General features: G+C 58.0%; 28 protein-coding genes and 1 other RNA gene. 3 read left to right on the top strand and 26 right to left on the bottom strand.

Features of this window, described 5'->3' with window-relative positions:
* Positions 1–24: 24 nt before the first annotated feature.
* From BJP61_RS19145 to BJP61_RS19115, 7 genes are all read right to left on the bottom strand, one after another.
* Positions 25–798 carry a DeoR/GlpR family DNA-binding transcription regulator gene (locus BJP61_RS19145; protein WP_038865451.1) on the bottom strand — a complete coding sequence of 258 codons (774 nt, stop codon included), beginning with the start codon at positions 796–798 and terminating at the stop codon, positions 25–27.
* Between the two features lie 110 nt (positions 799–908).
* Positions 909–1,952 carry a galactitol-1-phosphate 5-dehydrogenase gene (gene gatD / locus BJP61_RS19140; RefSeq protein WP_075192496.1) on the bottom strand — a complete coding sequence of 348 codons (1,044 nt, stop codon included), beginning with the start codon at positions 1,950–1,952 and terminating at the stop codon, positions 909–911.
* 42 nt (positions 1,953–1,994) lie between these two features.
* Entirely contained in the window at positions 1,995–3,368 is a 1,374-nt protein-coding gene (locus BJP61_RS19135; RefSeq protein ID WP_171999096.1) for a PTS galactitol transporter subunit IIC, read from the bottom strand.
* Between the two features lie 4 nt (positions 3,369–3,372).
* Positions 3,373–3,657 (bottom strand): PTS galactitol transporter subunit IIB, encoded by a 285-nt coding sequence (gene gatB / locus BJP61_RS19130; RefSeq protein ID WP_038865445.1) that lies wholly within the window; start codon positions 3,655–3,657, stop codon positions 3,373–3,375.
* A 26-nt stretch (positions 3,658–3,683) separates the two neighbouring features.
* The gene (gatA, locus tag BJP61_RS19125) at positions 3,684–4,151 is read right to left on the bottom strand and encodes a PTS galactitol transporter subunit IIA (RefSeq protein ID WP_038865439.1); all 468 of its coding nucleotides are present in this window, start codon (positions 4,149–4,151) and stop codon (positions 3,684–3,686) included.
* Positions 4,152–4,164: 13 nt separating this feature from the next.
* Positions 4,165–5,436, bottom strand: coding sequence for a tagatose-bisphosphate aldolase subunit GatZ (gene gatZ / locus BJP61_RS19120; RefSeq protein ID WP_075192498.1), 1,272 nt, complete (start codon positions 5,434–5,436; stop codon positions 4,165–4,167).
* Between the two features lie 155 nt (positions 5,437–5,591).
* Positions 5,592–6,446: a tagatose bisphosphate family class II aldolase gene (locus tag BJP61_RS19115; RefSeq protein ID WP_171999094.1), complete on the bottom strand. Its 855-nt coding sequence runs from the start codon at positions 6,444–6,446 to the stop codon at positions 5,592–5,594.
* A 193-nt stretch (positions 6,447–6,639) separates the two neighbouring features.
* Here BJP61_RS19115 and rnpB point away from each other — a divergent pair.
* Positions 6,640–7,016: RNase P RNA component class A (gene rnpB / locus BJP61_RS19110), an RNA gene on the top strand.
* Between the two features lie 283 nt (positions 7,017–7,299).
* On the opposite strand, the gene BJP61_RS19105 is transcribed toward rnpB, so the two are convergent.
* The 3 genes from BJP61_RS19105 to BJP61_RS19095 all read right to left on the bottom strand — a co-directional run bounded on the left by BJP61_RS19105 (position 7,300) and on the right by BJP61_RS19095 (position 9,053).
* Positions 7,300–7,836 (bottom strand): fimbrial protein, encoded by a 537-nt coding sequence (locus tag BJP61_RS19105; RefSeq protein WP_255485405.1) that lies wholly within the window; start codon positions 7,834–7,836, stop codon positions 7,300–7,302.
* A gap of 302 nt (positions 7,837–8,138) precedes the next feature.
* Positions 8,139–8,315, bottom strand: coding sequence for a hypothetical protein (locus BJP61_RS19100; RefSeq protein ID WP_165688844.1), 177 nt, complete (start codon positions 8,313–8,315; stop codon positions 8,139–8,141).
* 36 nt (positions 8,316–8,351) lie between these two features.
* Complete coding sequence (locus BJP61_RS19095; protein ID WP_075192500.1) at positions 8,352–9,053, bottom strand: pirin family protein; 702 nt, start codon at positions 9,051–9,053, stop codon at positions 8,352–8,354.
* Positions 9,054–9,155: 102 nt separating this feature from the next.
* Here BJP61_RS19095 and yhaJ point away from each other — a divergent pair, with 102 nt between their 5' ends.
* Positions 9,156–10,055 (top strand): DNA-binding transcriptional regulator YhaJ, encoded by a 900-nt coding sequence (gene yhaJ, locus BJP61_RS19090; RefSeq protein WP_004385839.1) that lies wholly within the window; start codon positions 9,156–9,158, stop codon positions 10,053–10,055.
* Here the strand turns inward: yhaJ and BJP61_RS19085 are convergent.
* From BJP61_RS19085 to BJP61_RS19010, 16 genes are all read right to left on the bottom strand, one after another.
* On the bottom strand, positions 10,052–11,065 hold the full coding sequence (locus BJP61_RS19085) for a LacI family DNA-binding transcriptional regulator (RefSeq protein WP_171999374.1): 1,014 nt from the start codon (positions 11,063–11,065) through the stop codon (positions 10,052–10,054). The two genes, yhaJ and BJP61_RS19085, sit on opposite strands and share 4 nt — an antisense overlap.
* 28 nt (positions 11,066–11,093) lie before the next feature.
* Positions 11,094–12,503: a sucrose-6-phosphate hydrolase gene (locus tag BJP61_RS19080; RefSeq protein ID WP_171999092.1), complete on the bottom strand. Its 1,410-nt coding sequence runs from the start codon at positions 12,501–12,503 to the stop codon at positions 11,094–11,096.
* Positions 12,503–13,873, bottom strand: a complete 1,371-nt coding sequence (locus BJP61_RS19075; protein WP_038865425.1) for a sucrose-specific PTS transporter subunit IIBC — start codon at positions 13,871–13,873, stop codon at positions 12,503–12,505. Before BJP61_RS19075 ends, BJP61_RS19080 begins: the two co-directional genes overlap by 1 nt.
* A gap of 70 nt (positions 13,874–13,943) precedes the next feature.
* A complete protein-coding gene (locus tag BJP61_RS19070) occupies positions 13,944–15,461 on the bottom strand; it encodes a carbohydrate porin (RefSeq protein ID WP_038865421.1) in 1,518 nt (505 codons plus the stop codon).
* 166 nt (positions 15,462–15,627) lie between these two features.
* The gene (locus BJP61_RS19065; protein ID WP_171999090.1) at positions 15,628–16,551 is read right to left on the bottom strand and encodes an aminoimidazole riboside kinase; all 924 of its coding nucleotides are present in this window, start codon (positions 16,549–16,551) and stop codon (positions 15,628–15,630) included.
* A 132-nt stretch (positions 16,552–16,683) separates the two neighbouring features.
* Positions 16,684–17,049 (bottom strand): DUF805 domain-containing protein, encoded by a 366-nt coding sequence (locus tag BJP61_RS19060; RefSeq protein WP_038865413.1) that lies wholly within the window; start codon positions 17,047–17,049, stop codon positions 16,684–16,686.
* Between the two features lie 156 nt (positions 17,050–17,205).
* Positions 17,206–18,192: a glutathione S-transferase family protein gene (locus BJP61_RS19055; RefSeq protein ID WP_038865408.1), complete on the bottom strand. Its 987-nt coding sequence runs from the start codon at positions 18,190–18,192 to the stop codon at positions 17,206–17,208.
* A 74-nt stretch (positions 18,193–18,266) separates the two neighbouring features.
* Complete coding sequence (locus BJP61_RS19050; RefSeq protein ID WP_038865404.1) at positions 18,267–18,659, bottom strand: DoxX family protein; 393 nt, start codon at positions 18,657–18,659, stop codon at positions 18,267–18,269.
* A 212-nt stretch (positions 18,660–18,871) separates the two neighbouring features.
* Positions 18,872–19,168: a YqjK-like family protein gene (locus BJP61_RS19045; RefSeq protein WP_038865398.1), complete on the bottom strand. Its 297-nt coding sequence runs from the start codon at positions 19,166–19,168 to the stop codon at positions 18,872–18,874.
* Positions 19,165–19,563 (bottom strand): phage holin family protein, encoded by a 399-nt coding sequence (locus tag BJP61_RS19040; protein WP_038865394.1) that lies wholly within the window; start codon positions 19,561–19,563, stop codon positions 19,165–19,167. The genes BJP61_RS19045 and BJP61_RS19040 overlap by 4 nt, the downstream gene beginning before the upstream one ends.
* A 2-nt stretch (positions 19,564–19,565) precedes the next feature.
* Positions 19,566–19,868 (bottom strand): YqjD family protein, encoded by a 303-nt coding sequence (locus BJP61_RS19035; RefSeq protein WP_038865390.1) that lies wholly within the window; start codon positions 19,866–19,868, stop codon positions 19,566–19,568.
* 35 nt (positions 19,869–19,903) lie between these two features.
* On the bottom strand, positions 19,904–20,272 hold the full coding sequence (locus BJP61_RS19030) for a DUF1090 domain-containing protein (protein ID WP_038865429.1): 369 nt from the start codon (positions 20,270–20,272) through the stop codon (positions 19,904–19,906).
* 152 nt (positions 20,273–20,424) lie between these two features.
* On the bottom strand, positions 20,425–20,808 hold the full coding sequence (mzrA, locus tag BJP61_RS19025) for an EnvZ/OmpR regulon moderator MzrA (protein ID WP_038865386.1): 384 nt from the start codon (positions 20,806–20,808) through the stop codon (positions 20,425–20,427).
* A gap of 3 nt (positions 20,809–20,811) precedes the next feature.
* Positions 20,812–21,474 (bottom strand): DedA family general envelope maintenance protein YqjA, encoded by a 663-nt coding sequence (gene yqjA / locus BJP61_RS19020; protein ID WP_038865379.1) that lies wholly within the window; start codon positions 21,472–21,474, stop codon positions 20,812–20,814.
* 315 nt (positions 21,475–21,789) lie between these two features.
* A complete protein-coding gene (exuR, locus tag BJP61_RS19015; protein ID WP_161579906.1) occupies positions 21,790–22,569 on the bottom strand; it encodes a transcriptional regulator ExuR in 780 nt (259 codons plus the stop codon).
* Positions 22,570–22,682: 113 nt separating this feature from the next.
* Positions 22,683–23,984: an MFS transporter gene (locus BJP61_RS19010; protein WP_038865377.1), complete on the bottom strand. Its 1,302-nt coding sequence runs from the start codon at positions 23,982–23,984 to the stop codon at positions 22,683–22,685.
* A 472-nt stretch (positions 23,985–24,456) separates the two neighbouring features.
* On the opposite strand from BJP61_RS19010, the gene uxaC reads away from it, so the two are divergent.
* Complete coding sequence (gene uxaC / locus BJP61_RS19005) at positions 24,457–25,869, top strand: glucuronate isomerase (RefSeq protein WP_075192508.1); 1,413 nt, start codon at positions 24,457–24,459, stop codon at positions 25,867–25,869.
* Positions 25,870–25,877 lie beyond the last annotated feature (8 nt).

The following is a 25,877-nucleotide window of genomic DNA, read 5'->3' as shown; positions in this document are numbered from 1 at the left end:
CGCGACGGCGTTACCTGCCCGACATCACACGATCTTTAGTTCCACGCCGGTTTTCCTCAGTGAGGCTTTGTCTTTTTCGCCGATACCTTCATCGGTGATGACACAGTCTATTTCGGACATCGGCAGAACCTGGTTAAACCCGCGACGGTTAAATTTCGTCGCGTCCAGAACGGCGATCACCTTATGGGCCGCCGCTGCCATCGCACCGCTGACTGAATAGCCTTCGTTAAAGGTGGTTATGCCGTTAGTGGCGTCAATGCCGTCAGCGCCAACAAACATCAGATCCGCGCTGATGCCCTGCAGTGAATGCTGCGCAATCACGCCATGCATGGAGAGCGTCTTATGTCGCACCGTGCCGCCGCAGACCACCAGCGTAATATCTTTATTATTCGCAAGGGCGGAAGCTGCCGGCAGGCTGTTAGTGATGACCGTAATGTTCGCCATCTTCACCAGTTCGTGCGCGATGAGCAGGGTAGTGCTGCCGCTATCAAGAATGATGGTCATCCCTTCGTTGATCATCGCGGCGGCGGCCTGTGCGATGCGTTTTTTAGGATCGCTCGCCAGCTGGTAGCGTTCCTCCAGCCTGACCTCCTGATTGTCGTTTTCTGCAAGATTGCTGCCCGGCTTGCCGGCCCCGCCGTGAAAGCGCGTCACCAGCCCTTTTTCTTCCAGAAAGCGCAGATCGGCGCGGATGGTGACTTCAGAAATGCCAAAAGTATTCGAAAGATCCAGTACCATCACGCTACCTTGCGTATTAACCAGATCGAGAATTCTGTTCCTTCGCTCAAAAGAGTTCATATCGATTTGCCTGATAATTAACTGCCGTCAGTGTAAACGAAGGAATGTGAAAGATGAACGTCGGATTTCGAAAGCAAATGTGAGCCAGCTCAGGTTGCTGGCTCATTGTTTCAGGCGAATCGCAGCAGGATTTTGCCCTGCATCGGTGCGCCGTTCAGCGCCTGGACTGCGCCGACGAAGCTTTCAGCATCTCCCTGATGCGCAATCAGCGGCTTGAGCGACAGCCGCTTTTCGGTAAGCAGCCGCGCGGCGGTTTCCCATTCTTCACCTGGCCAGGGCGCAGAATAGTTCATCCAGCTACCGAGTAACGTCAGTTCATTGCGCAAAATTTTGCCAAAAACCGTGGCGGAGAGTGCAAGGTCATGATGCAGCGTGCCGACCAGAGCGACCTGCGCGCGTGGCCCGGCGATTTCTATCGCCAGTGATACCGTCTGCGGAGTACCCGCGGTTTCCAGCACCAGTTGATCGAAGCGCTGCGTCTCCAGCGCAGCGGAGATGGCCTGCGAAGACAGCTCCCGGCTGTTCAATACCCGATCCGCCCCGAGCGCGTGCGCCAGGCGGAGCTTTTCCGGGTTGATATCAATGGCCGTCACGCTGTTCGCGCCCAGCGCCTGCGCGCACTGCATCGCCAGCAGACCAATCGTGCCGGCGCCAACGATCACAACGTTTTTGCCTTCACATCCCTGGGCCTGATGAAAGGCGTGTAGCCCGACGGTGACAGGTTCGATAAACGCGCCGTCTTCAACCGGCATCTCTGGCGGCAGAAGAAACAGGCTGGCGCGCCTGACCACAATATATTCGGCGTGGCCGCCCTCGCTGCGGGAGCCTACAAACTGATAGTGCCGACACAGTGAATAGTAACCGCGGGCGCAGGCTTCACATTCAAAGCAGGGCTGTAGCGGAACGCAGGCCACCGCATCGCCAGGCGACAGATCGCTCACGCCCTTGCCGCAGCGCTCCACATAGCCGCTAAACTCATGGCCCAGCGTGATGGGATAGTAGTGCGCGCCGCGGGCGAAAATGCGGGGAATGTCCGAGCCGCATAAACCTGAGCTAACGACTCTTACCAGCACCTCGTCGTCCGCATTGACAGTGGGCACAGGGCGTTCTTCAACGCGCACGCTGCCCTCAGCATCAATTACCACTGATTTCATTTTTCCTCCAGAAAATGAAGGGAGAGCCACGCTCTCCCGTTGTCATGAAATGGTCGGGCCTACCTCGCTGACAGCGGCTTTTTCCACCGCGACAAACGCCCGCGCCCGACGCCAGGTGAGTAACACGCCGGTAAAATAAATGACGCCGATAACGGCAAACCCCGCCACGTTCTGCCAGGTGCAGAGCTGAATGAGCAGCCACGTCACCGGCGAGCCGCCCTGATCCATTGAGGCCACCTGACCGCCAGCTTTAAGCGCGCCCGCGTTGGCGGCAAGCTGCGTGTGCAGGCCGATGGTTTGTGTCGCTATCCAGAGCGTAATGCTCATGATGATGACGCCGGAAATCAGTGTGCGGAACAGGTTCCCCTGGTGCACCGCGACGGCCATCGCCACAAAGAACCCGATGGTGGCCAGATCGCCAAACGGCAATACCTGATTCCCCGGTACGACAACCGCAATAAGGATCGTTAAAGGAATAAAGATCAGGCTCGCGGAAACGACCGAGGTATGACCCAACAGCAGGGCCGGATCGAGGCCAATCAGAAACTCCTGGCTGCCGAATTTCGCCTGTAGCCGTTTACGCGCCTGCTTCGCGATGGGCGTCAGGCCATCCATGATAGGTTTAATGACACGCGGCATCAGGAGCATCACCGCTGCGGTTTTAACCGCCAGTTGCAGTACACCTTTGACGTCATAACCGGCCAGCAGCCCGATGGCGAGCCCCATGACAAACCCCACGGTGACCGGCTCGCCAAAAGGCCCGAACCGCTTCTGCACATCGTCGGCGCTGAAATGAATGCGGTTAAGCCCCGGAATTTTATCAATAACGGTATCCACCAGTACCGCGATGGGACCAAGATAAGCGGACGTGCCGTGAGGGATAGCCATCCCTTCCAGGCCAAAATAGTCGCGGGTATCTTTGGCAAACCAGTCGCCAAGTTTGTAGACAAAGGCGGCATGGGCTACCACGCCCAGAATGCCAATCCAGTAGGAACCCGTGGCGAGATGCAACAGGGCGCCGGTAAATGTCATATGCCAAATATTCCAGATATCGACATTCACCACGCGCGTCATACGCGTCAACAGCATGGCGATATTGACGACAATAGCGACAGGGATCGCCACCAGCGCGATTTGCGACGCCCAGGTCATAGGCGAAGAGCCCGGCCAGCCGACATCCACCACATGAAGATTAATTTCAAACTGCTCCGCCATTGCCTTGGCCGCCGGCCCAATCGAATCCAGCATCAGGCCAATGACGAGCCCGATCCCCACGAACCCGATGCCAATATGCAGGCCAGACCGGAAGCATTCGCCTGCTTTCATTCCCAGCAGCTTTGAGAAGATGATAATGACCACCGGCAGCATGACCGTTGGGCCGAGATCGAGAATGTAACGCATGATTTCGCTAAACATGGCGTCACCCCATCAGTACAGTCAGGATTTTCTGCTGGAGCGCCTCAATGCCGACGCCGGAAACGAAGGGCATGCCGTGCACCACAGGAATATCGCCAAACGCGCGTTCGACTTTTGCCGTGGTGCAGATAAGATCGGCGCCATCCATATAGGTTTCAATCTCGTTGACCCTGCACTGCACCAGATCCAGCTCAATGTGGTGAGCTTCGCACAGCTCTTTGATCTCTTCTGCCGCCATTGTCGACGTGGCGACCGCGCCGCCGCAGGCCACGATGATTTTTCGTTTCATAGGGTATTCCTTTTATTATCAGTGGATCATGAAGCCTGGTCGCAGTGTTCAGGCTCAAGGATGGTCTGCTGAAACCGCGTGGCCAGCTCCGCTTCGGAGGCCTGTAACAGCTCGTCCAGCACGTCAGGGTCTTGCAACTTGCCAAAGAGACGGCGCAGCAGAGTCAGTTGCGCCGTCGGGTTGTCGACAATCAGCGCGATAATGAGGGAGACCGCTATTTCTCCCTCGTCGTCTGCGCGCTGGAACCGTACCGGAGAGTCAGGACGGATAAGGTAAATCGCTGGCGACACGGCATGTATCGCCTCGCAGTGCGGGATAGCGACCGCATGACGCTCAAGCGCAATGCCTGTCGGGAATGCCGCCTCTCGCGCCAGTAGCGCGGCGGGATAGGTGTCACGCACCACCCCTTTAGCCAGCATGGTTTCGCCAATATGCGCCAGCGCATGCTGACAGTCGGAAAAGGCGATGCCGGTACGTACGAATAATTGGCTCATGGGTTCCTCTGTGTTATTCGGCGCAGGGGGAGCAGCCGTAACGGTAGGCGCGCAGCACATCCTGAATTTTGTCGATAATCAGGTTGTACGGCGTGGCTGCCAGCGTCCCGGTGTTGACCCGCTCAAACTGCCCCGGCAGAAACTGGCTGATCAGACCGGGCGGAAGCGGTGTCTCTTCCAGATTGGCGATAAGTTTGCCGACGCTCTGGCTGATGCGCGGGTGCGGCCAGTAGTAACGGATGCGATCGGAGAGGCTGAAATGAATATCGACCATCGCCTGGCTCCAGGTGGGGCGGTAATACTTTTTCCAGTACTCCGGCTCGTTCAGCATCACTTCGTCAATGACGTCCCGTACGTGGCTGCGACGTTCCGGCGGCATCAGCGCGTCTTCCATATAGGCCAGCCCGAAAAGGGCTTCGCGCAGCGCGAAGGTGAGCGCAGGGCCTACTTTGAGAATGGCAAAATGGTCATGAACCAGCGCCCGGTATGCCTGACGGGACTGGTAGTCAGTTGAGTGGGCCTCATACACCAGCGGCGTCTGGTTAATCCATGCCGAAAGCGCCTGTGCTTGTTGCGGCTGATAGTGAACGATCTGGGTATGGTCAAACTCCACGCCGGGCTGCACCACCATAGCGATGACTCTGGCGAATGCTTCCTCCAGCCCCAGCCGGTAAAACGCCTCGCGGTGGGTTTCAAGCGTCAGCGAGGCGTCTTCCACGCGCGTGACATGAACACTGCCGATAGTCGTGGCCTCGCCGCCCGGCACGGGCACTTCCGTACCGATGACATACGTTAACCGTTGCCGTTGCTCTGCGGTGGCAGCGCGCTCCGCCGCCTCACACAGCCGGGCTGCACGCTCGGCCACCGTATGCGGCGCAAGCGGCACAGGATCGCCTTCGCAGGACATCGATGCGTCGAGATGAATTTTGCTGAAACCCGCCTTCACATACGCGGCGACCAGCACGACGGCTTTTTCCATTGCCGCTTCTGCGCTTTCGTTTTGCCAGCAGTTAGGCCCCAGGTGATCGCCGCCCAGAATGAGGCGCTGGTGAGGAAAGCCAAGCCGATCCGCTATCTCATGGACAAAATCGCGAAACTGGTGAGGCTGCATACCGGTGTAGCCGCCAGTTTGATTCACCTGGTTTGAGGTGGCTTCGATCAGCACCTTTCTGTCAGTGTGAAGATCAAAACGCAGCGCCGCTTCTATTACCAGCGGATGGGCGGAGCAGACGGAACATATCCCATAATGTTCGCCAGCTTTGTGTCGGGCTATCAGATCCTGCATATTCCCTCCATTTTCATTTAATTTCATAAAGTGTTGTTTGCGTGACAAAGGCCATGCTTCGCTTTCGCGAGCTGCCTCGTGAATATTTCGAAAATTGTCAAAAAGCGCTTATGGCAGGGCGCGCCGGATGTAGCCCGAAACGCCTGCGCGTGTTGTCAAAGCTTCCCTTCGCAGCCGCAACGATGAATCACCTGACGCACGACCTCTTTCATCGCGGCTTTAGCGGGTTTCATGTAATGGCGGGGATCGCTCGCGTCGGGGTTGTCGTGAAAATAGCGCTTAAGCCCGGCGGAGAAGGCTGCCTTAAGCTCCGTCGCAACATTGACTTTGCAAACGCCCAGAGAGATCGCTTTTTGAATATCGCCTGCGGGTAACCCGGAGGCGCCATGCAGCACCAACGGGATGTCAACCACAGCGCGGATATCAGCGAGCCTTGCGAAATCGAGCCGGGGCTCCGCGTGATAGAAACCGTGCGCGGTGCCTATGGCGACGGCAAGGGAGTCGATACCGGTCTGCTCAACGAAATCGCGGGCCTGCGCCGGATCGGTGTACAACGCGTCGTTATCGCCGACGACCAGATCGTCCTCCTGGCCGCCGAGCCGCCCCAACTCTGCCTCGACGCTGGCGTCATAGCGGTGACAAAACGCGGTAACGCTTTTCACCAGCGCGACGTTTTCTTTGAAGGGGAGATGTGAACCGTCAATCATGACGGAGCGCGCGCCTGCTACTACCTTATTCTCGATATCCGGCAGCGTTTCGTGGTGGTCGAGATGCACCGCCAGCGGATGGTTATAGTGCCGCGCCATCGCGGCGGCGAGCGCGAGCAGATTACCCGTTCCGGCACTGGAGAATGTGCCCGGCGTACCTGCGACAATCAGGGGAGCGCGCATGTCGCAGGCGGTTTCCACCACTACTTGCAGGGTTTCGAGGTTATGAATGTTAAAAGCCGGCACCGCATAGCCTTCCCGCTGCGCCTTAAGAAGCTGGTTTTTACTGGAAATAATAAACATCTTTTACGCCTTTCTTTCGGAATGTTTTGTTTGAAAGGAATGTATATATTATCGAAAGTTTCGGTTGTGATTTCGATCGCAAAAGGGATATTTCGAAGGCTATCGAAAGGAATCGAAGGAAAGATTGCGAGGAAGGTTCTAAGAATGCGGGCTACGCGTGACAGGCGAGCATAAACCCTCTATACTCCGCGCCGAAGCTGACCAGACAGTCGCCGCTTCGTCGTCGTCCTTTCGGGGAGACGGACGGAGGGGAGGAAAGTCCGGGCTCCATAGGGCAGGGTGCCAGGTAACGCCTGGGGGGCGCAAGCCTACGACCAGTGCAACAGAGAGCAAACCGCCGATGGCCCGCGCAAGCGGGATCAGGTAAGGGTGAAAGGGTGCGGTAAGAGCGCACCGCGCGTCTGGCAACAGTTCGCGGCACGGTAAACTCCACCCGGAGCAAGGCCAAATAGGGGTTCACAAGGTACGGCCCGTACTGAACCCGGGTAGGCTGCTTGAGCCAGTGAGCGATTGCTGGCCTAGATGAATGACTGTCCACGACAGAACCCGGCTTACCGGTCAGCTTCACACATTAGAAAACCCCGCTCCGGCGGGGTTTTTGCTTTTTGGGCATAGCCCAAATGTATGACTCTCCACGACGCTCTCTGTGAAAAGAACCCGGCTTACCGGTCAGCTTCACACATTAAAAAACCCCGCTCCGGCGGGGTTTTTGCTTTTTGGGCAAAGCCCAAATGTATGACTGTCCACGACGCTCTCTGTGAAAAGCACGCGGCTTACCGGTCAGCTTCAACATCGTTAAGTAAAAACCCCGCTTTATGCGGGGTTTTTACTTTGAGAGCAGAAGGTCGATTGCTTAAAGGTGCTCTACGGAAACGGTCAGGGACGACTGCACCTTACCGGTAGTGGGGGTATCATTGACTTTGACCATTCCGATAAAGAAGGGGAACTGGCCATCACTTAAGGGGATATTTCTGTTGATTTTAAACCGAACGCCCTCGATCGTATACAGACCAACGGCGATACCTTTTGCGGCGGTGTCATCACTGGCTGTATTGGCAAGAACGGTGCTGTCATTGCTGTCTGCAACGCCGCTAAACTGGATCGCCGTACGCGCGTAGTAATTCTTGATATTGGTGTAATCTTTACAGCCTGCGCCAGTAATGGAGGCTACCACCAGGACGGACGACGTCGTGTTTATTGGGCTGGTTGCGACTTTAGGTATCCTTCCAATTGCCTGGGTCTTTAAATCGACCGCAGGGCGGCTCAGGGAAACGGTACAACTAAAGGGCCGATGCACTAATCCGTTGACAGACAGGGTAGCTGCTTGATCCTCCGCCGCGAGGCAGGTTGTGCTCAACAGCGTTAACCCCAGGAGTACGATTTTTTTCATATTTTACCTCTGATAATCCTCATCATCTTTTCCATAATCCAGATCGTGTCCGGCATGAGAGGCTATTTTCATGCGCGGCGCAAAGGACGTTATGCTTTTGATGCGAAGAGCCGGTAAACGAGGGGAAAATCGGAAACTGACAGGGTAAAGATACTTTTGTGGACGCGAATCTGCTGGCGTGGATGGCGCCCGGTATGTTAGCAGACGGCAGGATAATTTTCGTCAGACCGGGAGAATTAAGCTGCGGCAAATAAGGGGGGGCTGGAGCAGGCGAGCCATAAGGCCCGCCCGGAGAGCGTACGTCAGGCGGCTTCTTCCTCGGCCAGACGGACTTCGGCTTCAGCGATAATGGCTTCCAGCTCGCTGAGCATACAATCGTAGGTAAACTCTGAATGCGCTCCGGCGCGTGTAGACGCTTCCTGCGGGGCGGGTGAAACAGTCAACTTCGTGACTTTATTTTGCTGTGTGATAGTACTCATTTTATGACTCCTGGTGCAGCGATCCGCACCTTCTTGTTACACCGGCAAATCTACCAGTAAAGCGCGCAGCGGCGAATCGGCGATGAGGGTTATGTTAGCCTCGTCACGAATAAAAGCGCCGTCTCCGCAGGTTAATGCCTCTTTGCCTTCCGTTTCGGTCTTCGCGTGCACCGTGCCGTGGATCGACTGCAGATACGCGCGCGGCCCGTTCAGCGCCATGCTCACGGATTCTCCTTCGTTGAGGGCTATATGCCATAACCAGACCTGCTGACGCAACTGCAGGCTGCCCTCGGCGCCGTCCGGGGAGGCGAGGAGCTGGCGCGCCTGCGGGCCGACCGCGATTTTCTGCACCGCCGGGTTTTCGCGCTCAGGGCAGGCGTCGAGCCAGAGCTGCATCCGCGTCAGCGAATGGTCTTTGCTCAGGTTGTGTTCGCTGTAGCTCACGCCCGGCTGAGTGGACAGCAGCAGCGCCTCGCCCGCTTTCGCGCGCAGGTGGTTGCCCTCGCTGTCGCGGTATTCCGCTTCGCCATCGAGGATCAGATTGAGGATATCCACTTTGGGATAGGTACGCGGCTGGAACGCGGCGCCGGGCGCCAGCACTTCCTGGTTCAGCACGCGCAGCGAGGCGTAGCCCAGCAGTTTCGGGTCGAAGTAGTGTCCAAAGGAAAAGGTATAGCGAGCCTGCAGCCATCCATAGTCAGCTTGCCCACACTGTTTGGCTGTTCTCGTAATAATCATAATTTTACCTCTCTTGACAGGCTTTTATGTTAAGGGTGTGGACGCTGCATTGTTAGCCAGTTAATCTGCTTGGTATATTCAAATTTACTGAACGAGAACCTGATGGCTAAAGAAAGGGCATTGACGCTGGAGGCGTTGCGCGTCATGGACGCTATCGACCGACGCGGCAGTTTCGCCGCCGCCGCTGACGAACTCGGCCGCGTGCCGTCGGCGCTGAGCTACACCATGCAGAAGCTGGAAGAGGAGCTGGATGTAGTGCTGTTCGACCGCTCCGGCCACCGCACCAAATTCACCAATGTGGGCCGAATGCTGCTGGAGCGCGGGCGCGTGCTGCTGGAGGCGGCGGATAAACTCACGACGGACGCCGAGGCGCTGGCGCGCGGCTGGGAAACGCACCTGACGATTGTCGCTGAGGCGCTGGTGCCCACGCCGTGCCTGTTCCCGCTGGTGGATAAACTTGCCGCGAAAGCCAACACGCAGCTCTCGTTCATCACCGAAGTGCTGGCGGGCGCCTGGGAGCGGCTTGAGCAAGGGCGCGCCGATATCGTCATCGCGCCGGATATGCATTTTCGCTCGTCTTCAGAGATAAACTCCCGCAAGCTCTATACGCTGATGAACGTCTATGTCGCGGCGCCGGATCACCCCATCCATGACGAGCCGGAACCGCTTTCCGAGGTGACGCGCGTGAAATATCGCGGCGTGGCGGTGGCGGATACCGCGCGTGAGCGGCCGGTGCTGACGGTGCAGTTGCTCGATAAACAGCCGAGGCTGACGGTGACGTCCATTGAAGACAAGCGCCAGGCTTTGCTCGCCGGGCTTGGCGTGGCGACGATGCCGTATCCGCTGGTGGAAAAAGATATTGCCGAAGGGCGTCTGCGCGTGGTGAGCCCGGAGTCCACCAGCGAGGTGGACATCATCATGGCCTGGCGGCGCGACAGCATGGGCGAGGCGAAAGCCTGGTGCCTGCGCGAAATACCGAAACTCTTTAACGTGAAGCGTTAATCCGCCGGATGACGCCATTGCAGCGTGGCCGGGAGGTAGCGCTGCAGCGGCGTCGGTTCATTGTCATCCACCAGTTGAGTGATCATCTCAAAGCAGTCGAGCGCCAGCTGGCGGCAATCCTGCTGCACGGTATCGATGCGTACCGACAGCGAATCATACAGATAGTGATCGTCAAAGCTCGCCAGATGGATGTCGCTTTCCAGCAGGCGATGCTGGCTCATATAGCGCAGCACCCCTTCCAGCAGGCCGCAGGCGGCGGTAAATAACGCCTTCGGCGGACGGCCCAGACGGGCGCAGAGCGCGGCGAACATCTCATAGCCGCTGCTCGGATGATAATTCCCGTGAATGATCCACTCGGGGCGCAGCGCAACGCCCGCCCGCGCCAGCCCTTGTTTAAAGCCTTCCAGCCGGTCGCGTGTGGGAGAGAGGCGTGGCTGCCCGCCAAGAAAATAGAATTCGTCCGGGTGCTGGCGCGCGATGCGCTCGACCAGTTCCGCCGTTGGCGTGATGGAATCGGTGATCACCAGCGGCAGCGCGGTGTCGTTCATATGACGGTCGAACAGCACCACCGGGAGCTGTTCGCTGAGCTTCACATAGTCGCTGTCGCTCAGCATGCTGGAAGCGACAATAAGCCCGTCCACCTGGCGTGATACCAGGTTATTGACCACGACGGTCTCCTGGCCGGGGTTTTCATCGGTACAGGAGATAAGTAGCTGAAGCCCCGCCTCGCGGCACAGCGTCTCCAGCTCATACGAAAACACGGCGAAACCGTAGTTGGTAATCTCCGGCACCACCAGCCCCAGCGTATGGCTGCGGTTATCGCGCAGCAGGCGGGCGTGAATGCTCGGCTGATAATGATGCTGCGACGCGATAGCCAGAACGCGCTCGCGCGTCTCCTGCGCCACGCGCAGCTCTTTGCCTCGTCCATTAAGTACCAGACTGGCGGTGGCCTTCGAGACCCCCGCCAGGGCGGCGATATCACTGATGGTAACGCGTTTGGTTTTTCGCACGGCTTCGGTTCGGTTAGTGGTCAAACCCTCATTCTACCATGCAAGGGCGCAACGACCAGTAGCGCAGCCGGAGTTGCGCGCCGCCGTCAAAGGCGAGCATCGCGCTGGCCGCCGGGAAATAGCGGCTGCTCATGACGCCTTCGCCGTCGTTGATGAAGATCTCGACGCTGGAGCTGTCGCACAGAATGTGCAGGCGTTTCGCCTCGCCCTGCCAGTAGCGGTAGAGCCACTCGCCGCTTTTCAGGCTGCGGCGCGCCAGGCGCAGGCCGTCCCGTGTCCATTCAAGGCGCAGGGTTCCGGCGAAATCAAGCGTGACGTCGCCCTGGGCCTCCAGCATCAGCTCCAGGCTTTGCGCCGCAATGGGCGCAAGCGCCGATGCCACGCCCTCGACGCGCTGTTCATCGCCGCGCAGCGCGGCCAGTTCGCGCGCTGGCTGCTGGCAGAGCAAGCCGTCGCGAAGCGTCAGTTCGCGCGGGCAGGTCATCTGATGGATCCAGCCCTGCGCCACGGTCGGTTGCAGCATCTCCTCGCCGTCCGGCACGCCCATCCAGCCGATAAGCAACCGGCGGCCATCTTCTGCAAGCGTCGTTTGCGGCGCGTAAAACTCAAAACCCGCGTCCAGCTCCACCAGCGGGCCGTGGCGGTATTCCGGCTGTTCGTAATCGAGTTCGCCGCACAGATACGCGCTCGGGTACGTATTAAGAAAGCGTTTCTCTTCGCGCGCCACGCCCTGCGGGCAGCAGAGCAGAATCGCTTTGTCGCCCAGTATAAAGAGGTCAGGGCACTCCCACATGTAACCCGCATCGCCGAGTCCGCCGAGCGTGCTGCCCGCTATCTCGCCGAGATTTTCCCAGTTCCACAGGTTTTCGGAGCGTAGCAGCAACACTTTGCCTTGCAGCTCCAGGTCCTGCGCGCCCAGCACCATGTACCAGTATTCTCCGTGACGCCAGACTTTCGGGTCGCGCACGTGGCCGGTGTAGCCGCCGGGCAGCGGCATCACCGGGCCGAGCTTGTCAAAGCCGCCATCGGCGTTCTGTACCGCCAGACACTGCCACGCGGTGCGGGTACCGTCGTCAAACTTCACGTTGCCGGTGTAGCAGAGCGTCAGTTTGCCGGCATCATCCACCGCGCTGCCGGAATAGCAGCCGCTGCGGTCATACTCTTCATCCGGCATCAGGGCCATCGGCTCGTGACGCCAGTGCGTCAGATCCGCCGAGCTCCAGTGCCCCCAGCACTTATGCTGATGCTGACAGCCCAGCGCATTCCACTGATAAAACAGGTGATAACGCCCCTGAAAATGGATAAAACCGTTCGGGTCGTTCATCAGGCCCGTAACGGGCGCCAGATGCCAGCGCGGGTAGTGGCGATCGCCAAGCGCGACCGGCTGGCCTTTCATCACGGCCTGTAAAATGGCGGGCAGCAGCGTACGGGTAGTCATTATTCAGCGTCCGTTTTGTATTTCCACAGGTAAGAAACCGCAAAAGCGATGCAGAAAGCGATAGCCATGCCGATGGCGTAGTTCAACAGAGAGCTGGCCTGAACAATCGCCATGCCAGGAATGCCGGTCAGGCCGACCGCGGTCATGCCCACATGCGTGGAGACAACCCATGCGCCGCCTGCCGCGCCGCCAATAAGCCCGGAGATAAACGGCTTCACGAAGCGCAGGTTTACCCCGAAAATCGCCGCCTCGGTAATGCCGAGCAGCGCCGAAAAGCCTGATGGCAGCGTAATCGCTTTCACTTTCGGATCTTTGGTTTTAAACCACACCGCGAGGCATGCGCCGCCCTGCGCTACGTTCGCCATCGCCCAGATGGGCAGCAGGAAATTCACGCCGATAGACGGGTTGCCGAGCAGCCCGGCTTCAATCGCATGGAAACTGTGGTGCACGCCGGTAATCACAATCACCGAGTAAAGCCCGCCGAACAGCAGCCCCGCCAGCCAGCCGGCGTGCGCGATAAGCGTGCTTAACACCAGTGAAATTCCGTCACCGAGCGCGCGGCCCGCCGGGCCAATCACCAGCAGCGCCACGAAACCAGAAATGATCACGGTAAAGAACGGCGTCAGGATCAGATCCAGCGCGTCCGGGATAATCCGGCGCAGCTGTTTTTCAAGAAGGCTCATGAACCACACCGCCAGCAGCACCGGGAATACGGTGCCCTGATAGCCAATCATTGCGACTTCGATCCCGAAGAAATTCATCGTGTGGAAGCCTGCCGCCACGCCCCAGGCGTTGGTCAGCGCCGGGTGGGTGAGGATGCCGCCAAGCGTCGCGCCCAGGTACGGGTTACCGCCGAACTCACGCGCGGCGGTAAAGCCTATCAGGATAGGCAGAATGATAAACGCCGCCGAGCTGCACATATCCAGCATGATATAGAGCGCGTTATCCGGGCTTACCCAGCCGTAGGTCTTCACCATGCCGAGCAAGCCCATCAGCAGGCCGGACGCCACAATCGCCGGAATAATCGGCACGAAAATGTTGGAGAGCAGGCGGGCGATGCGCTGGAACGGGTTCAGCTTGCGGGCGGCGACGCTTGCCGCTTCCGATTTGCTGGATTCGCTGATCCCGGCGACCGCGATAAACGCGGCATACACTTTGTTGACCACGCCGGTGCCGAAAATTATCTGTAGCTGTCCGGCGTTGCGAAAGCAGCCTTTGACGCCTTCGACATTGCCGATGGCGGCGGTGTCGGCTTTGGCGTCCTCCACCAGCACCAGCCGCAGACGCGTGGCGCAGTGGGCGGCGCTGGCGATATTCTCTTTGCCGCCAAGCAGCGGCAGGAGCGAGCGGGCAATCTGTTCAAAATCCATAACAACCTCAGTCTTGTGGTTTTTGTGTTGTCAGCAAAGCGCAGGCCCCGCGCGGCGGGGGCCGTTATCATCAGAACCAGGTTTCCATCTGGACGCCGAAGTTCCACTCGCCGCCAGCGGTGAAACCGCTGCTGCCGAAGGAATCGCTGCTGGCGTAGTTATCCAGACGGTGATCCCAGTCCATCCAGGTGGCGAACAGACGCAGCTCAGGACGCTTGAGGAATTCGCCGACGTCGCCCGCTTTCAGCGTGGGCGCGAAGGTCAGCTTATAGAAGTTACCGCTGACCGCGTTGCGGTTGTTATAGCCTTCCGGGCGCAGGTCCATGTACTGATAACTGCCTTCATACTGCAATTCGAAGTTCTGGTTAATCTCCTGGATAAGGCGCAGGTTAGCGGTCGCCCACTGGTAGCTGTCGCCTTTCACGTAGCGATCCTTACTGCTTTGGGCCAGCAGCGCCGGCGCGATATGCCAGCCGCCGCCAAGCGGGGTCATGCCGTAGCTCGCAAAACGCCAGGTGTCCGCCTGCGACAACAGCGCGCCGTCGGAGCCGATAGATTTCACTTCCGCGCCAAGACCGTGACCATACAGCAGCGCGGTTTTCGACGAGCCTTCGCGCAGGCCGTAGAAGCTGTCGTTATGCAGGCCGAGCAGCGCGTGCACGCCATCTTCCGCCGCGTCTTTCTTCACGCGGTTGCCCTCGATATCCACGCGGTCTTCGTTATCTTTGGCGCGCATCCCGCTCACCATCAGCTGCACCGGCCCGACATAGTTGTTCAGGGTCAGCACATAGTTCTGCGCCGTGTTTTCGCTGTTTTCGATATCGCCGAACGTGCGGCCATAGAGCGAGAAGTTGCTGCGCGCGTTATCGCTCCAGCGCATGTCATAAATCCCCGCGCCGGTGCCCGCCAGGAATACGACGTCGGAGTCTATCCAGTGGATATCGAAGTTATCACGATCGAAGCGTTTACCGGCCCAGACGGTGGCATCTTTAAACGCGCCGGTGAAGGTCGGCAGGTGACCAAGCTCAGTAAACGCCTGGCGCACGTTGAGATCGCTGGTGTCGGCAGTCCAGTCGTTATAGCTGCGCTGCCCGTCGGCCACCATCACTTTAAAGCGCGTAGTGGCGCCGTTGGCCAGCGTCTGTTTGTGCTCCAGGTTCATCTCAAGGTAGGTGTCCGGCTCATTGCCAAGACGGCCCACATGGCCGCCGGTTTCACCGGCAGGCGTAAAGGACGGGCCACCCTGGGTTTTGGCGGCGGAGTCGCTCATCAGCAGGCCGGAACGGGCGTAGCCGTGGAATTCAAACCCGTCGGTGCTCGCTGCCTGCGGGGCGGGCTTTGCGGCGCTTGCTGCGACCGGCTGCGCCGCTGCCTGCATTTTTTGCTGTGAGGCGGCCAGGTCGCGGGCCTGACGCTCGGCGGCTTCTGCGCGCGTCTCAGCGGCGCTGGCGCGCTGCTCTGCGGCTTGCAGACGCTGTTCAAGCGCCGCCAGACGCGCTTCGATGCTGGTCATATTGCTGTCGGCAAAGGCGGCGGGCGCACCGGCCAGTAAGCCAATGGTGAGGGCAAGAGTGCTTTTTCTAATCATGGTATGGCATCCCTGAGAAGGCGTTATCATCATTTTGCTAACTTGCTAAACCGGTTTAGTGCGCAATCATAATCACGGCCCATTTTTACTCGCAATAAAATTAGCTAAACCGGTTTAGTGATTGTGATGAGGTTCGCAAAACGGGCCGCGGGCGCGGCCCGCAGGATCAGGCGAGGCGTTGCTGAAGATCGTTCAGGCGAGGCAGGGCGGTCATGGCGCCTTTGGCGGTTGTGGCGAGCGCGCCGCAGGTCTGGGCGTCCGCCAGCCGCGGCGCGAGCGCGGCGGCGTTATCCGGCAGGCCATGCGCGGCAAGGCCCCACAGCAGTCCGGCGACAAAGGCGTCGCCCGCGCCGGTCGTGTCGACGCATTCAACCGGCACCGCCGGGTAATGATGCAGCTCCCCGTTAAAGCAGGCGTCGACGCCTTCTGCGCCTCGGGTGATCAGCAGCAGCGGGATCCCGTGGCGGCGCGCCAGCGCCAGGGCATCTTCTTTATCATCGCCGCCGGTCATAAACGCCAGCTCTTCCAGCGAGAGCTTCACCACATCGGCCTGCGCCAGCGCGCGCGCCACGCATTCACGCAGTAGCGCGGCGTCCGGCCAGAGATCTTCACGGATGTTCGGATCGAAGCTGACAAAGCCGCCCGCGCGTTTTATCCGTGCCATCGCTTCAAACGCGGTATCGCGCGACGGTTGGGCGCAGAGCGCAATCGAGCAGACGTGCAGCCATTCTCCCGCAGCGAATGCCGGGAGATCGTCCTCGGTGAGAAAAAGATCTGACGACGGGCGCACCATAAAGGTAAACGAGCGTTCGCCGCGATCGTCGAGCGCGACGACCACCGTCGAAGTGCGATGCGCGGGATCCTGATGCATCGCGCCCGTATCCACGCCTTCCTGGCGTAGCGTCTGGGTCATAAATTCCCCGAACGGATCGCGCCCGACGCGGCCAATAAACCCGCTCACGCCGCCGAGCCGCGCCACGCCCACCGCCACGTTGGCCGGCGCGCCGCCTGGGCATTGCAATAACCGGCCCTGGCCGTCGGGCAGCAGATCGACGACCGCGTCCCCCAGAGCCCATACTTTTGCTGACATGCATATCTCCTTCGATTCATCCTGCGCTAAACAATAATTAAACCGGTTTAGCTAATCAACAGACTTTGTGCGCTTATGGTGTTTGCGACGGGAAAAGGAAAGGGCGACGCCGCGCCGGAGCGCGGCGAAAGATCAGTGATGGTGCTTTGAATCCGGGCCGAAGCGGTTTTCGCCGTGGGTGCCTTCCTGGCAGTTGAAAATCAGAATGACCAGCCAGCCGATAACCGGCACCAGGAGTAACAGCAGCCACCAGGCGGTGCGATCGGTGTCATGCAGACGGCGAAACTGCACCGCCCAGGTGGGCAGCAGCACTATCAGCCCATAAAGCGCACTAAGGAGGCCGCGTTCATCGGTGATGCGCAGCCCGAGCATTTTATCAAGCGCCACCATCACGCCCGCCAGGATGAAATTCACCAGCGCGAACATCCAGTACTCTTTACGACGCGCCCGGCCAGTGAAACCGAGGTAATTTTTGAACGCTTTGATGTACCAGTACATACGTGTTCGCCTCCCTTGCCATCAATCACTTGTTTTTAAAGCGATCTGCTTGTGTAAATGCTAGCTGTCGGCGGGCGAAACGACCTGGGGGAAAACAGAAAATGTGAGCGCCGTCGGAACGGCGCATTTTTCAGAAGAGGCTTAGGGCGAAGCGGATTAGCGGAAGCGCTCGTCGCGCCCGTGCGGCTCATCAAGATCCTGCCACGGGCCGATAGAGATTATCCCGGTGGGGTTGATGGTTTTGTGGCTGCAATAATAGTGGTGGCGGATGTGCCCGAAATCGACCGTCTCCGCGATGCCCGGCATCTGGTAGATCTCGCGCATAAAGCCATGCAGGTTCAGGTAATCGCTGATGCGGTGCTTATCGCACTTAAAGTGCGTGACATAGACCGGATCGAAACGCACCAGCGTCGTCCAGAGACGAATATCGGCTTCAGTAAGCTTATCGCCAGCCAGATAGCGCTGCTGGCCGAGGATCTGCTCCAGCCGTGACAGCGAGGCGAACACCTGTTCCACCGCTTCATCATACGCCTGCTGGCTGGTGGCAAAGCCTGCCTTATAGACGCCGTTATTGACGGTGTCATAAATCCAGCCGTTCAGCTCGTCGATCTCCGCGCGCAGCGCCTGCGGGTAGTAATCGCCGGCACGCGCGCCCAGGGCGTCAAACGCGGTGTTAAACATGCGGATGATATCTGCGGATTCATTGCTCACGATGGTCTGGCGCTCTTTATCCCAGAGCACCGGCACGGTCACGCGCCCGGAGTAGTGCGGATCGGCCTGGAGGTAGAGCTGATAGAGGAAATCGTGCTGATACAGCGTGTCGCCGGTCGCCGCCGGGAAATCGTCGCCAAACGTCCAGCCATTTTCCAGCATCAGCGGATGCACGACCGAAACGGAGATAAACGGCTCAAGACCTTTGAGCTTGCGCATAATGAGCGTGCGGTGCGCCCAGGGGCAGGCGAGTGATACATAGAGATGGTAGCGATCTTTTTGCGCGGCAAAGCCGCCTTCGCCCGTCGGGCCCGGCTCGCCGTCAGCGGTTACCCAGTTACGGTAGGCCGCTGAGGTGCGCTTAAAGCGCCCGCCGGTAGATTTGGTGTCATACCAGGTGTCGTGCCAGACGCCGTCGATCAATTGTCCCATGATGTTCTCCTGTTAAATAACTTCCCTGAGTATGGCAAAAAGCAGGCGGTGAGGGCCGCCTGCCGGGTCATCAATTACCAGTTCTTTTTCAGAAGGCGATCCAGGCTGTATGCGCCAGGCCCCATCAGCGCCAGCAGCAGATAACCGCCTGCGATGGAGAAGTTCTTCATGAACATAATGGAGTTAGCGCCTTCCGCAAAGTTGCTGTGGAACAGGAACGCCGTCAGCAGGGTAAAGACCGCAGTGATGAGCGCCGTAGTGCGGGTCAGGAAGCCGAAGATAATCGCCAGGCCGCCGCCGAACTCAAGCAGGATAACCAGCGGCAGCATAAAGCCCGGTACGCCCATTGCTTCCATATACTGCTGCGTGCCCGCATAGCTGGTAATTTTGCCAAAGCCCGCCACGATAAACAGAATCGGCATCAGAATACGTGCCACCAGTACGCCAGCATCTTCGAATTTTTTCATTTTACTCTCCAGGAAAACCCGCTTCATGACGAAACGCTATCAGTGTTTAAAGGGTTGCTTTGCGCGGGGTTATCCGCGTTCCGCTGTTGATGGAGAGAATCATAGGGCGACTGTGATGGGAATGTAAGCAAGGAAAACTGGCAAACTTATTCAAAAATAATGAATGATATAGAAGGGATAAAAAAACGCCTCTCCGGGGAGAGGCGTGAGCGTCAGGGAAGCTGTTGTCGCATTGTGGTCTTCACCAGCCGCCAGGCGCTCCAGGCGGCGAAGGCGCGCTTGCCCCAGCGCATCAGGAAGTTCGGGTTACGAACGGTCCAGATGGCCATGATGCTACTGCCGACCACGGCCCATGAACGCAGGCTAATTAACGTATTCCAGCTGCGGTCGTAGGAGCCGGTGACAGCCAGCCAGTCGCGACGACTGGCGGCCATATCCAGCCGCTGCTGCTGGATTTGACTGAGCAGCAGCGCTTTGCGCCTTTCGCGCTCGGCTTTGCTCATGCTCATGACTTGTCATCCTCCAGCAACTGGCGGTCGTTAGAGAGCTCATGTCGCGTATGGCGCAGAAGCGTCGACTGACGCGATTTCTTAAGCGTCCAGATACCGCCAATCAGCGCCAGTACGAACAGCGTGACGGTGGTGCCTATCATGACGTTAAGGCGATACTGCGGATCCACTGCCCAGATGAGCAGCACCATCAGACTCATCAGTCCAAAGGCGGCAAACAGCATCGTCAGGCCAGTCATCAGCAGCAACTGAAAGAGATTCGCTTTCTCCTCTTCCAGCTCCACCACGGCGAGCCGTAAACGGGTTTCCACCATCTCAACAAGCACGGTGACGATACGTTGTCCGATGCCGAGAACGCTTTTACCCGGCCCTTGCGCGTGACGAGGCTCCGTCATAATCAGCGCCGCGTCAGCAGTACGCCCAGCACGACGCCGATGGCCGCACCGATACCTACGCCGGTCCACGGGTTTTCACGCACGTAATCTTCCGCACGCGCCGCGGCTTCACGGGTCTGTTTGGCAATCACATCGCCGGTTTCGGTTAAGTGATAGCGAGTGTCTTTCAGCGCGCGCTCTGCTTTATTGCGCAGTTTGCTCATCTCTTCCTTCGATTTATCCCCGGAGGCGGTCAGCACTTCTTCCAGCGTATCGGCAAGCGATTTCAACTCAGCGCGCAGGTGATCGGAATTTTCTTTTGACATAATGCTCTCCTGATAAGTGAGGGTTATCCATAAGCTCAGTAATCTTGAGCTTTCAGCGCCTTAAGCTCTTGCTCAGCTTCCGCAAGCTTGTGGCGACGTTTGGCAATTTTATCGGCATCGCCTTTTTGCGTTGCCTCATGCAATTCGGCGCGGCGCTCGGCCACTTCCGCTTCCTTCTCTGCCACTTTCTGTCGATGCGCGGCGATAACGTCGCCGTCGCGGCAGTTGTTGCGTACCTGACTTAGCGCTTTTTTCAGCCCGTCAATGCGGCCCTGGTTCTGATGCTGCTCCGCGTAGCGGATCTCTTTTTCAATCTCCTGCGCTTTTTCTTCGCAGGGAGAGGCGGCCAGTGCCGCGGCGTTCCAGGAAAAAAGGGCTAAGGCCAGTACTGTGCGGTAATTCATGGTCATACCTTCCATTGTGTTGCGTCAGACGCAGGCCAGACGCGGTTCCGGTGTTAATAGCGCGGACAAGACAATGGGTTGCGCTTACTCAAGCATAGTAAGTAATGACGCAAACCCCAAAGTCTGTGAAAAGATTCAGATTCCTGGAAGGGTTATCCCAGGCGCTGAAAATCGTGGCGCAGGCGTGAGAGCCAGGCGGGGGTGAGGCTTTTTTCTTCCTGCTGGGCGATAACAAAGCCGCGCGGCAGCGAGCGGTAGAGCACTTTGCGCGCGGCTTCGCTCTGATCGCTGGAGTCAAACTTAATCAGCAGGATGTTATCCTGGGGCGTAATGCTTTTAAAACGAATGCCATTGGCGTCGAGATGGTGCCAGACGGAAAAGCCGTCCGGGATCATGGCGCCCTGCGACACCGCGCGGATCTCAAGCGTGGTTTCATGCTTTTGCAGCGCAGCCCAGCAAAGCAGCGCTGCCGCCAGCAGCGTACCTGCCGCAAGCGTCAGCGTAAGACGACGGGAAAGTGGGGGGGTGAACGCCATCCTTTAGCTCCGGTTTCCGTGTTTTTTCTTCCATAGCACAACAAGCGAGCCGACCAGGCCAATCACCAGCAATACTACCGGCAGCAGCATCAGGCAGGACATCAGGGCGTCTTCATATTTCAGGAATACCGGCGTTTTGCCGAGCAGATAACCGAGCGTGGTAAGAATCAGCACCCACAGCAGGCCGCTCATCCAGTTGAAGAACTGGAAACGGGCGTTATTGAGGCCGGAGAGACCCGCGATGGTGGGCAACAGCGTGCGCACAAACGCGATAAAGCGGCCAATCAGCAGCGCCGACAGCCCGTGTTTATGGAACAGATGATGCGCCCGCTGGTGATAATGCGCGGGCAGATGCGACAGCCAGTTCTGTACAATGCGCGTGTTGCCAAGCCAGCGCCCCTGGATGTAGCTCACCCAGCAGCCGAGGCTTGCGGCGGCCGTCAACAGCAGCACCGTTTGCGGATACCCCAGCGCGCCTTTGGCGATAAGCACGCCCACCAGCACAAGCAGGCTGTCGCCCGGCAGAAAGGCGGCGGGCAGCAGACCGTTTTCCAGGAACAGGATCATAAACAGCACAAAGTAGAGCATGCCGATCATGCCAGGGTTGGCCAGCGTTTCGAAGTCCTGGCTCCAGAGCGCGGTGAGTAATTGTGTCAAAAGTTCCATTCAGTAATCCTGGCACATCGGTTAAAGCCAATGGGGTAGAACAGATAGCATTGCGACATTTCTGAGGTATGAAGGACGTCAACAGCGCTCTGTGCATTCCTGGTACCAGCACGGCTCCATGTGCGATGAGTGAAGTTAGCAAGTGCTAACTTTTTAACCGGGAAATGCGTCTAATTGTAACAAAGCTCTGCCTGATGCGTCACAGAAATCATGCTTTGTTGAAGAATGATTTTGCTTTCCGACAGTAACGCTGGCGAGGGTATTTACACACGCTGACACTATATATGGTTTGCTTACCCTCGCGCCAGGAAGGGATTACTTTTCGCTGTTTGCCGCCGCGTCGAGGTGAACCACCGGATTTTCCGCAAAAAGGTAGCGGTCGGCGTTGAATTCAAAGTCGTCGCTGGTTTCGTTAAACAGCATCTGTTTGGTGTTCTCAAGATGTTGCCACATGGCGAGTTTGGCGCCGTGCGGGTCTTTACGAATCAGCGCCTTAAGGATGTTATCGTGATCGTCGCACCAGTTATCGACGGTGCGCAAATCGATATGTTCGTGCAGTTTTTTCCAGTACGGGTTATGAACGCGCTGCGTCCACATTTTTTCGACAATCGCTGCGAGCGCGCTGTTCTGTGTCGCGAGCGCCACCTGAACGTGAAACTGCAAATCCCATTCGGAGTCGCGGAAGAATTTTTCATTACGCGCTTTCTCCTGGATCTCCATCAGTTTGATAATGTCCTGCTTGGTGACCTGCGTGGCGGCGAATTCGGCGATATTGCTCTCGATAAGCTGGCGGGCCTGTAACAGTTCAAACGGGCCATAGCTTGCGAATTCAAACTCCTGCTCGGGGGCGGGCGCATGGTGTTTGGCCTGGTTTGCAATCACATGAATACCGGAGCCTTTACGCACCTCAACGTAGCCTTCGACTTCCAGCATGATGATGGCTTCACGCACCACGGTGCGGCTGACGTTTTTCTCATCGGCGATAACGCGCTCGGCAGGCAGTTTTTCGCCCACCTGATAAACGCCGTTTTCAATGCGTTGCTTAAGCTCGGCGGCGAGTTGTTGATACAGACGACGCGGTTCTGCGATTTCCATGTGCGACTCCAGTGAACACAATACTGCTTAGATTTGTTATACCACTTTTCCGGTGTACCCTCCACTCGACGCCCATGAAAAAGCCGCCCGCAGGCGGCTTTCAGAAAGATTAATCAGTGTTGTGTGACGGGGGTGCCACTTCGCGCTTCTTGTTCAAGCTCGCTGGCGGGTTTGTTTTTCAGTACCGTCCAGATAACCAGCGCGCCCAGCAGGTCGAACACCGCCAGAACGGCGAACAGCGGGCTGAAGCCAAGCGTATCGGCAAGCGCGCCGACCACCAGAGCGAACAGGGTGCTTGCCGTCCAGGCGGCCATGCCGGTCAGGCCGTTGGCGGTCGCTACTTCGTTACGGCCAAATACGTCGGAAGAGAGCGTAATCAGCGCGCCGGAGAGCGACTGGTGCGCGAAACCGCCGACGCACAGCAGCGCAATCGCGACATACGGGCTGGTAAACAGGCCAATCATGCCAGGGCCAATCATCAGCACCGCGCCCATGGTGACGACCAGTTTACGGGAGACAATCAGGTTCACGCCAAACCAGCGCTGGAACAGCGGAGGCAGGTAGCCGCCGACGATACAGCCGAGATCCGCGAACAGCATTGGCATCCAGGCGAACATGGCGATCTCTTTCAGGTTGAAGCCGTACACTTTAAACATAAACAGCGGGATCCAGGCGTTGAACGTGCCCCAGGCCGGTTCCGCCAGGAAGCGCGGCAGCGCGATGCCCCAGAACTGCCGGGTGCGGACTATCTGCCACGGCGACATTTTTTTGGAATTGTTGGTCTGATGCTGCGCTTCCTGACCGCCAATGATGTATTCGCGCTCTTCTTCCGTCAGTTTTTTCTGATCGCGCGGATGTTTGTAGAAAATCAGCCAGGCCATCGCCCAGGCGAAGCTCAGCACGCCGGAGATAATAAAGGCCATTTCCCAGCTGTGCATGACGATGGCCCACACCACCAGCGGCGGCGCGATCATGGCGCCAATAGAAGAGCCCACGTTGAAATAACCCACCGCGATGGAGCGCTCTTTCGCCGGGAACCACTCAGAACTGGCTTTCAGGCCTGCCGGGATCATCGCCGCTTCGGCCGCGCCTACTGCGCCGCGCGCCAGCGCCAGGCCGCCCCAGCTGCCTGCCAGCGCGGTTGCGCCGCAGAACACCGCCCAGGTGACAGCGAAGAAGGCGTAGCCGATTTTGGTGCCGAGGATATCCAGCACGTAACCTGCCACCGGTTGCATGACGGTGTACGCTGCGGAATAGGCCGCAATGATATAAGAGTATTGTTGCGTGGAGATGTGCAGCTCTTCCATCAGGGTTGGCGCTGCGGCCGCCACGGTGTTACGGGTCAGGTAGCCCAGCACGGTGCCCAGCGTCACCAGTGCAATCATGTACCATCGTAACCCTTTAATTTTACGCATTGGAAACCTCATCGTTTAATCGTTCGCCCCGCAGGCCAGCGTGTCGCCAGGCTTACGGGCTACTCATTCAGTAACGGGAGGCGCGCCGGAGGTGTTATCGGTGCCGCCCACGCCTTGCCATTCAGTATTCATGGGATCAATCCGGTGTCCGTTCCGGCTAATGGGATGAATGCTCATCCCTCAATACATTCCGTGGGTTTATATGTTGCGACGGCAGAAAGATAACTTGTCATACAGCTTTAAAAGTTGAGAGCCATCACAAAAGCATCTTTCTTTGTAAGGTTACGTCAGGGGCGGTGCGAAGCCAGATGTGGCGCGGGCTGGGGCGGTGTTTACTCCGAAAAGGGTACTTTATTTGTGTGCTTTTATTGATCTGACTCACGAAAATAGCTTCGGTCACTGGAAATTGGTGTGATAACTTTGTCAGCATCATGCTAACGCATCTGAAATACTGGCTCAGAGGAAGCATAAAATGACCCCGTTTATGACCGAAGATTTCCTGCTTGATACCGAATTTGCCCGCCGCCTGTACCACGACTACGCTAAAGACCAGCCGATTTTCGACTATCACTGCCACCTGCCGCCGCAGCAGATTGCCGAAAATTACCGTTTTAAAAACCTGTATGACATCTGGCTGAAAGGCGACCACTACAAATGGCGCGCGATGCGCACCAACGGCGTGCCGGAGCGTCTGTGTACCGGCGATGCGAGCGACCGCGAGAAGTTCGACGCGTGGGCCGCCACCGTGCCGCATACCATCGGCAACCCGCTCTATCACTGGACCCATCTGGAGCTGCGCCGTCCGTTTGGTATCACCGGCAAACTGTTGTCGCCGAAAACCGCGGATGAAATCTGGGAGCAGTGCAATGACCTGCTGGCGCAGGACGCGTTCAGCGCGCGCGGCATCATGCAGCAGATGAAGGTGAAAATGGTTGGCACCACCGACGATCCGGTGGATTCGCTGGCGCATCACGCGACCATCGCGCAGGACGGTAGCTTCAGCGTCAAAGTGCTGCCGAGCTGGCGTCCGGATAAAGCGTTCAACATTGAGCAGCCGACCTTTAACGATTACATGGCGAAGCTCGCTGAAGTCTCCGATACCGAGATTCGCCGCTTCACCGACCTGCAAACCGCGCTGACGAAGCGTCTCGATCACTTCGCCGCCCACGGCTGTAAAGTGTCGGACCACGCGCTGGATGTGGTGCTGTTTGCCGAGGCGAACGAAGCTGAACTCGACAGCATTCTGGCGCGCCGTCTGGCGGGCGAGACGTTAAGCGAGCATGAAGTGGCGCAGTTTAAAACTGCCGTGCTGGTCTGGCTGGGCGCGGAATATGCCCGTCGCGGCTGGGTGCAGCAGTACCACATCGGTGCGCTGCGCAATAACAACCAGCGCCAGTTCCAACTGCTGGGGCCGGACGTCGGTTTTGACTCCATTAACGACCGTCCGCTGGCGGAAGCGCTGTCAAAACTGTTGAGCAAACAGAACGAAGACAACCTCCTGCCGAAAACCATTCTTTACTGCCTGAACCCGCGCGATAACGAAGTGCTCGGCACCATGATCGGCAACTTCCAGGGCGAAGGGATGCCAGGCAAGATGCAGTTCGGCTCCGGCTGGTGGTTTAACGATCAGAAAGACGGCATGGAGCGTCAGATGACCCAGCTCGCGCAGCTTGGCCTGCTGAGCCGCTTCGTCGGCATGCTGACTGACAGCCGCAGCTTCCTGTCCTATACCCGTCATGAATACTTCCGCCGCATTCTGTGCCAGATGATCGGCCGTTGGGTGGAAGCCGGCGAAGCGCCTGCGGATATCGACCTGTTGGGCGAGATGGTGAAAAACATCTGCTTCAACAACGCCCGCGACTACTTCGCCATTGAACTCAACTAAGGCCCTTT

The sequence above is a fragment of the Cronobacter sp. JZ38 genome, assembly GCF_008932145.1.
Taxonomy (GTDB): domain Bacteria; phylum Pseudomonadota; class Gammaproteobacteria; order Enterobacterales; family Enterobacteriaceae; genus Cronobacter; species Cronobacter muytjensii.
This window is presented reverse-complemented; position numbering and strand designations above follow the sequence as displayed.

Bases quoted from the DNA above. Each gene is read 5' to 3' on its own strand.
- BJP61_RS19145 (WP_038865451.1), bottom strand. From the start codon at position 798: ATGAACTCTTTTGAGCGAAGGAACAGAATTCTCGATCTGGTTAATACG.
- gatD (WP_075192496.1), bottom strand. From the start codon at position 1,952: ATGAAATCAGTGGTAATTGATGCTGAGGGCAGCGTGCGCGTTGAAGAA.
- BJP61_RS19135 (WP_171999096.1), bottom strand. From the start codon at position 3,368: ATGTTTAGCGAAATCATGCGTTACATTCTCGATCTCGGCCCAACGGTC.
- gatB (WP_038865445.1), bottom strand. From the start codon at position 3,657: ATGAAACGAAAAATCATCGTGGCCTGCGGCGGCGCGGTCGCCACGTCG.
- gatA (WP_038865439.1), bottom strand. From the start codon at position 4,151: ATGAGCCAATTATTCGTACGTACCGGCATCGCCTTTTCCGACTGTCAG.
- gatZ (WP_075192498.1), bottom strand. From the start codon at position 5,436: ATGCAGGATCTGATAGCCCGACACAAAGCTGGCGAACATTATGGGATA.
- BJP61_RS19115 (WP_171999094.1), bottom strand. From the start codon at position 6,446: ATGTTTATTATTTCCAGTAAAAACCAGCTTCTTAAGGCGCAGCGGGAA.
- BJP61_RS19105 (WP_255485405.1), bottom strand. From the start codon at position 7,836: ATGAAAAAAATCGTACTCCTGGGGTTAACGCTGTTGAGCACAACCTGC.
- BJP61_RS19100 (WP_165688844.1), bottom strand. From the start codon at position 8,315: ATGAGTACTATCACACAGCAAAATAAAGTCACGAAGTTGACTGTTTCA.
- BJP61_RS19095 (WP_075192500.1), bottom strand. From the start codon at position 9,053: ATGATTATTACGAGAACAGCCAAACAGTGTGGGCAAGCTGACTATGGA.
- yhaJ (WP_004385839.1), top strand. From the start codon at position 9,156: ATGGCTAAAGAAAGGGCATTGACGCTGGAGGCGTTGCGCGTCATGGAC.
- BJP61_RS19080 (WP_171999092.1), bottom strand. From the start codon at position 12,503: ATGACTACCCGTACGCTGCTGCCCGCCATTTTACAGGCCGTGATGAAA.
- BJP61_RS19075 (WP_038865425.1), bottom strand. From the start codon at position 13,873: ATGGATTTTGAACAGATTGCCCGCTCGCTCCTGCCGCTGCTTGGCGGC.
- BJP61_RS19070 (WP_038865421.1), bottom strand. From the start codon at position 15,461: ATGATTAGAAAAAGCACTCTTGCCCTCACCATTGGCTTACTGGCCGGT.
- BJP61_RS19065 (WP_171999090.1), bottom strand. From the start codon at position 16,551: ATGTCAGCAAAAGTATGGGCTCTGGGGGACGCGGTCGTCGATCTGCTG.
- BJP61_RS19060 (WP_038865413.1), bottom strand. From the start codon at position 17,049: ATGTACTGGTACATCAAAGCGTTCAAAAATTACCTCGGTTTCACTGGC.
- BJP61_RS19055 (WP_038865408.1), bottom strand. From the start codon at position 18,192: ATGGGACAATTGATCGACGGCGTCTGGCACGACACCTGGTATGACACC.
- BJP61_RS19050 (WP_038865404.1), bottom strand. From the start codon at position 18,659: ATGAAAAAATTCGAAGATGCTGGCGTACTGGTGGCACGTATTCTGATG.
- BJP61_RS19045 (WP_038865398.1), bottom strand. From the start codon at position 19,168: ATGAGCATGAGCAAAGCCGAGCGCGAAAGGCGCAAAGCGCTGCTGCTC.
- BJP61_RS19040 (WP_038865394.1), bottom strand. From the start codon at position 19,563: ATGACGGAGCCTCGTCACGCGCAAGGGCCGGGTAAAAGCGTTCTCGGC.
- BJP61_RS19035 (WP_038865390.1), bottom strand. From the start codon at position 19,868: ATGTCAAAAGAAAATTCCGATCACCTGCGCGCTGAGTTGAAATCGCTT.
- BJP61_RS19030 (WP_038865429.1), bottom strand. From the start codon at position 20,272: ATGAATTACCGCACAGTACTGGCCTTAGCCCTTTTTTCCTGGAACGCC.
- mzrA (WP_038865386.1), bottom strand. From the start codon at position 20,808: ATGGCGTTCACCCCCCCACTTTCCCGTCGTCTTACGCTGACGCTTGCG.
- yqjA (WP_038865379.1), bottom strand. From the start codon at position 21,474: ATGGAACTTTTGACACAATTACTCACCGCGCTCTGGAGCCAGGACTTC.
- exuR (WP_161579906.1), bottom strand. From the start codon at position 22,569: ATGGAAATCGCAGAACCGCGTCGTCTGTATCAACAACTCGCCGCCGAG.
- BJP61_RS19010 (WP_038865377.1), bottom strand. From the start codon at position 23,984: ATGCGTAAAATTAAAGGGTTACGATGGTACATGATTGCACTGGTGACG.
- uxaC (WP_075192508.1), top strand. From the start codon at position 24,457: ATGACCCCGTTTATGACCGAAGATTTCCTGCTTGATACCGAATTTGCC.